Origin of the sequence: Roseiarcus sp., from assembly GCF_052145395.1 — a bacterium.
GTDB lineage: Bacteria > Pseudomonadota > Alphaproteobacteria > Rhizobiales > Beijerinckiaceae > Roseiarcus.
In genome coordinates this window covers 1-5,876 of the sequence record NZ_JBKQOT010000216.1, presented here as the reverse complement: position 1 = coordinate 5,876, position 5,876 = coordinate 1, and the positions used below count along the sequence as shown (strand labels likewise).

5 protein-coding genes are annotated in these 5,876 nt (G+C 67.2%); 3 read left to right on the top strand and 2 right to left on the bottom strand.

The window, feature by feature from the left end:
* Positions 1 to 900: alpha/beta hydrolase (locus tag ACLP25_RS07390; protein ID WP_442468568.1), on the bottom strand; the 900-nt coding region annotated here is incomplete at its 3' end.
* A 264-nt stretch (positions 901 to 1,164) separates the two neighbouring features.
* On the opposite strand from ACLP25_RS07390, the gene ACLP25_RS07385 reads away from it, so the two are divergent.
* Positions 1,165 to 1,602 carry an EamA family transporter gene (locus ACLP25_RS07385; protein ID WP_442468567.1) on the top strand — a complete coding sequence of 146 codons (438 nt, stop codon included), beginning with the start codon at positions 1,165 to 1,167 and terminating at the stop codon, positions 1,600 to 1,602.
* On the opposite strand, the gene ACLP25_RS07380 is transcribed toward ACLP25_RS07385, so the two are convergent.
* Complete coding sequence (locus ACLP25_RS07380) at positions 1,592 to 2,998, bottom strand: bifunctional enoyl-CoA hydratase/phosphate acetyltransferase (RefSeq protein ID WP_442468566.1); 1,407 nt, start codon at positions 2,996 to 2,998, stop codon at positions 1,592 to 1,594. The genes ACLP25_RS07385 and ACLP25_RS07380 overlap by 11 nt on opposite strands.
* 343 nt (positions 2,999 to 3,341) lie before the next feature.
* Here ACLP25_RS07380 and ACLP25_RS07375 point away from each other — a divergent pair, with 343 nt between their 5' ends.
* Entirely contained in the window at positions 3,342 to 4,043 is a 702-nt protein-coding gene (locus ACLP25_RS07375) for a DUF1223 domain-containing protein (protein ID WP_442468565.1), read from the top strand.
* Between the two features lie 7 nt (positions 4,044 to 4,050).
* Positions 4,051 to 5,781: an alpha,alpha-trehalase TreF gene (gene treF / locus ACLP25_RS07370; RefSeq protein WP_442468564.1), complete on the top strand. Its 1,731-nt coding sequence runs from the start codon at positions 4,051 to 4,053 to the stop codon at positions 5,779 to 5,781.
* Positions 5,782 to 5,876: the final 95 nt, after the last annotated feature.

Genomic DNA, 5,876 nt, shown 5'->3' with positions numbered 1-5,876 from the left:
TTGCATTCGGTTCTTCTCCAGCATGACCGTATGCGTGCCTTCCCCGATTTCGATCATGCGCTTGTAGGGCGCGTGCGTCAGCTTGGCAAAAAAGCTTCTGGTCATGCTGGTCATGTAGCTTGGAAGATCGGCGTCCCATTCGGCGTGCACGAGCAGAGTCGGGCCCGTTATTTCGTCAGGGTCGTAGGAGGGTTTACCTGCGAGCCAGAACTGGTTGAATTCGGCGAAGACGCCGTTCGGTGCTCTGAGCCGAGGCGGATTCATCCTGGAGCCAACCGGATCGGTCGCTAGGGTCGCGCGCCACCATTCGTCGAATACACCCGGAGGCACGAGCGTCTGCCGTTTGTCCTCCGGGACTCCCCTATACCAGCGCTTCCTGGCCCCCTCCTCGTCCACCAGCCGATAGGCCGGGAGCGCCTGCTGCTTTGGGTCGGTCGGAGGCTCGAACACCCAGGCGGGCGCATAAAGAACCAGGCGCTCGATCTTCTCGTTGTGTTTTGCGGTGTAGGCGCCTGCGATCGACGTGCCCCAGGACCAGCCCATCAGGTCGAGTTTCGGAATTCGTCGCAGCGCCAGCACGTAATCCACTGCGGCGCCGAGGTCGGTTCCCGCCTGCTCGGAGGTTGCAACCGGGGCCCCGGCTTCCGGCGCTTGGTCCATCTCGGGAGGCCGGGTTGAGCGGCCGTATCCGCGGACGTCAACGAGAAACACGTCGAAGCCCGCCCGTGCGAACAGATCCATCATCGATTCGCCTTCGATGGGAAGATCGAAGCTGGTCTCCGCCGGATACGTCGCACCGTGGATGAACAAGAGTGTCCGTCCGGGCGACGGCGCAGGCATGTTCGCAAGGTGCTTGTTGCGGACGAACAGGTCGATGCCTGGCGTGGAGGATTGCACCATTCGATCCTCCATGATCACATCCGTAGGACCGGCCATTGCGGAAGACCCCCCGAACGCGCCGCACGCGAGCGCGAGCCAAGTCATCAAAATGCGCATTCCACCCTCCGTGTGTCGCCTCTCGGTTGGTTTATCGCCTGCCAACTGCCGGAACATTACTGGACGTCCAGCAGATCCTCCGTCGATCGACCCGGATCCGCGCGAATTCCGTCACCATATGCAAGGCGGCGCCGCCTAAGCCCCTCCAAGCAGGAGCCCTGACGACCCATGAAAAACCTCCTCGCGTCTTGGCAGCTCTGGGCGGTTCTCTCCGCGGCGTTTGCCGCGCTGACGGCGATCTTCGCCAAGGTCGGGGTCGAGAACGTCGGCTCCGACTTCGCCACCTTCATCCGCACCATCGTCATTCTCTGCGCGGCGGGCGCGATCCTCGCGCTCACCGGCCAGTGGCAGCCGCTGAACTCGGTCTCGCCGCGAAGCTACATCTTTCTCGTCCTGTCGGGGCTCGCGACCGGATTCTCGTGGCTCTGCTATTTCCGCGCGCTGAAACTTGGCGACGCGGCGCGCGTCGCCCCGATCGACAAGCTCAGCGTGGTGCTGGTGGCGATCTTCGGCGTCGTTTTCTTAGGCGAGAAGCTTGCGCCGCAAAACTGGCTCGGGGTCGCGCTGATCGCGGCCGGCGCGATCCTGGTGGCGCTTAGGTTCTAGAGGGCGGGGGCCGCGCGAGGCGGCTGCGGGCGAGGATGAGGGCGATCGCCGCCGATCCGAGCCGGGCGATGGTGTTGTCGGCCCGGCTCGTCAGGATGATCGGGACCCGCGCGCCGAGCACGATGCCGGCCATCTCCGCGTCGGCCAGATAGACGAGCTGCTTCGCCAGCATGTTGCCCGCCTCGAGGTCGGGGACGACGAGAATGTCGGCCTGGCCGGCGACGGGCGAGACAATGCCCTTGGTGCGCGCGGCCTCGAGCGACACGGCGTTGTCGAAGCCGAGCGGCCCGTCGAGGATTCCGCCGGTGATCTGGCCGCGGTCGGCCATCTTGCACAGCGCCGCAGCGTCGATCGTCGAGCGGATTTCGGGGGAAACGGTCTCCACCGCCGAGAGGATCGCTACCCGCGGGGTGATGATGCCGAGCGCGGTGACGAGGTCGATGGCGTTCTGCACGATGTCGCGCTTGTCGATCAGCGTCGGGTAGATGTTGACCGCCGCGTCGGTGATGAACAGCGCCCGCGGATAGGCCGGCGCGTCGATCGCGAACACGTGGCTGATGCGCCGGGAGGTGCGCAGGCCGGCCTCATGGCCGACCACCTCGTGCATCAGTTCGTCGGTGTGAAGCGCTCCCTTCATCACCGCCTCGACCTTGCCCGCCCGCGCCAGCTCCGCCGCTTTGGCCGCGGCGGCGTGACTGTGTTCAGTCGGGACCATCTCGAAGCTGGAAATGTCGAAGCCATGCGCCTCGGCGGCTTGGCGGATCTTCTTTTCCGGCCCGATCAGCACCGGCTCGATCAGCTCTTCGCGCGCCGCCTCGATCGCGCCGCGCAGCGAGGCCTCGTCGACAGGATGAACGATCGCGGTCCGGATCGGCTTCATCGAGCGGGTGGCCTCGATCAGCTGCCGATACCGGCGCCCTTTCTCGCGCATCTCCTCGACATAGTCTTCGCGCGGCTCGGCGGCGGTCGCCTTCTTCGGCGCCACAACCTCCGCCGTTCCCGCCATGGCGAGGTCGCCGTGCTGGTTGGTCGCGCGCACCTCGATTGTCACGCGCCGGCCTTCTGCGACCCTGGCCGTGACCTTGGCGACGATCGTCATCACGTCGCCGGGGCGGGCCGGGGTCGTCGTCTCGATCGTCTGGCGGAGGAGCTTTGAGCCGGTTCCGGGCAGCCGCCCGGCGATCAGCGCGCTCATCAGCGCGCTCGCCCAGCCGGTCTGGCCGGCGTCGATGCTGAAGGCGCGGCTGGCGGCGACGGCCGGGTCGACGAGGCCCGCGCCCATCGTCGCCGCCTGGGTCGCGAGCAGGGAAAAGTCCTCCGGCGTCAGCGTATGGACAAGACGATCCTCATCGCCGACCTGCAGCACGTCGAATGGACGGTTACCGATTGCAGACATGAATGCTTCCCCAGAAACATTTTCCGGACGATGAAGCGCTACGCCCGGACGCTTGCGCCGGCTTTGCCCGTCGCTCGCTTTCCCTGTTGCGCCGGCAGCCAGTTCGTATCCGGTCCAACCGGCCGCAGACGATCGCCATGATGGGCCCGGTATACGCGCTCACGGTCGCCGTCGCCAGAAGCGCAAATGTCGCGCCCGCGCCATTAAAGCGCCCTGTTCCGGTCCGCCCCGGCGTTTTTCGCGCGAAAGGCGCGGTCGGGCTTTGCCGGTCGGTAACAATCGACTGCCGGCGAGCGAAAGCCGGGCAGACGGCGCCCCGGCGCCGAAAACGGGAGACGAATCCTTGACCGACCGGCTGACCCTTCACGCAGCGCTTGTGGCGCTCCTCCTTGCCGTCCCGACCTCCGCTTTCGCCGCCGACGCCGCCCACCCGACCGTGGTGGAGCTCTTCCAGAGCCAGGGATGCTCGTCCTGTCCGCCCGCGGCGGCCAACGTGCGCGCGGTCAGCGACCGCCCCGACGTACTGGCGCTTGCTTTCGAGGTCGACTACTGGGACCGGCTCGGCTGGAAGGACACGGTCTCGAGCCCCGCCTGGACGGCGCGCCAATACGCCTACGCGCACGCCATGGCGCGTGACGGCGTCTATACGCCTCAGGTCGTGGTGAACGGCCGCGTCGAGGGCGACGGCCTGGAAGCGGGCGGCCTCACGGCGCTGATTCGCGAGGGCGATCGCGGCGCCGGCGGCCCCGGGGTTTCCTTTGCCGGCGGCGCCGTGTCGGTTGGGTCGGGGACGGCGCCCGCTCGCGGCGCCGACGTCTGGCTCGTCCGTTACGACCCGCGCGTCGTCGAGGTGGCGGTCAAGCGCGGCGAGAACGCCGGCCGCACCCTGCCGCACAAGGACGTGGTGCGCGAGATGGCGTTGCTCGGCCATTGGGACGGAGGCGCCGCGTCCTTCCCCGCGCCCGCCGGGCCGCCGGATCTCGGCGAAGCGGCGATCGTCCAGGAGGCGGGCGCCGGACCGATCCTGGCGGCGGCGAAGAGGTGAAGTTTTTTTGCGCGATTTCCCTCTGGCGCCGGCCGCGCGAGGTTTTAGACTTCCCAGTCGACTGCGCGGCGGGAAAGCCGTCGGCGCATCGACGAAGGGGAGACGCCGCATTCGTATCCATGCCTCCGCTCCGGCGATCGCGCTCGTCCTTTTCTTCCTGTCGCCGACGGGACGGGCGGACTCGTTTTCGACCGCCTGGCCGACGCCCCCGTCCGTCACGTTCAGCGATCTCTATCGCGCGGTCGAGATGGGCAGCCTATTCGCCGACCAGAAGACGTTCGCCGACGCGACGCCGAAGGAACCGCCCGCCGACGTCATGGCGGCCTACGAGCGGGAGAAGGGGCTGCCGGGATTCGACTTAAGGGCCTTCGTCGACCGCCATTTCGCGCCGCCATCACGACATGTCGTCGCCTTTACGCCCCAGCCGGATCAGGACGTCCGGGCCTATATCCGCGACACGTGGATGACGCTCACGCGCAACCCCGATCAGGCCGAGCCTTTCTCTTCGCTGCTTCCGTTGCCGCACCCTTATGTCGTGCCGGGCGGCCGCTTCAGCGAGATCTACTACTGGGACAGCTACTTCGTCATGCTGGGCCTGGTTCAGGACGGACGGGTCGATCTCGCCCGCGCCATGCTCGACAACATCGCATCGCTGATCGAGCGCTACGGGCATATGCCGAACGGCAACCGCAGCTATTATCTCAGCCGTTCCCAGCCGCCCTTTTTCTCGCTGATGGTCGAACTCGTCGCGGCGCACGAGGGCGACTCCGTCTTCGTCCAGTTTCTTCCCGAGCTTGAGACCGAATACGCCTACTGGATGGATGGCGCCCAGGACCTCAAGCCCGGTTCGGCCTTCCGTCACGTCGTGCGGCTTCCCGACGGGACGCTGTTCAATCGTTACTGGGACGATCGCGCCGCGCCGCGCGACGAATCCTATCGCGACGACGTCGAGACGGCGCGTCGCGCGGGCCGTCCGGCGGAGGAGGTCTACCGCGACCTTAGGGCCGGGGCGGAAAGCGGCTGGGACTTCAGTTCGCGCTGGCTCGCCGACGGCAAGACCCTCTCGACCATCCGCACCACGGATATCGCGCCCGTCGATCTCAACGCCGCCCTGGTTCACCTGGAACGGACGCTCGCAAAGGCCTATCGGCTCAAGGGCGACAGGGAAGCCTCGCAACGCCGTCAGGCCGACGCCGACAGGCGGTCCGAGGCGATCCGCCGAATCTTGTGGAACGGCGAGGGCGGCTTTTTCGCCGACGATCTATGGCGGGAAGGGCGTCTCAGCGAGACGTTGACCGCGGCGACGGCGGCGCCGCTCGCCTTCGGCGTCGCGACCCCGGATGAGGCCCACGCGGTCGCGGAAACGATCCGGAAGCGCCTGCTCGGGCCCGGCGGTCTCGAGACGACGCTCGCAGAAACCGGTCAGCAGTGGGACCAGCCCAACGGCTGGGCGCCCCTGCAATATCTCGCGATCGAGGGCTTTAGAGCCTACGCCGAGCCGGACCTCGCGCGCGAAATCGCGCGACGCTGGATCGCGACCAACGTCGGCAGTTACGCCGCTCTCGGCGTGCTCGCGGAGAAGTACGACGTGGCCCGGCCGCCGGACGCCGGCGCGGCGGTCGGGCGCGGCGGCGAATATGCGCTGCAAATCGGGTTTGGCTGGACCAACGGCGTGCTCGCCGCGCTCATGGCCGAATATCCCGATCTGGCTCAGGAAGCGTTGCGGAAGAACCCGTAGTCCGCTGGCGCCAGCGGCGCGGAGAAAAAATGAAAAGGCGCGGCTCATGGAGCAGCGCCTTCGATTGCCTGGGAGCCAACCAGCGCCTGCGGCGC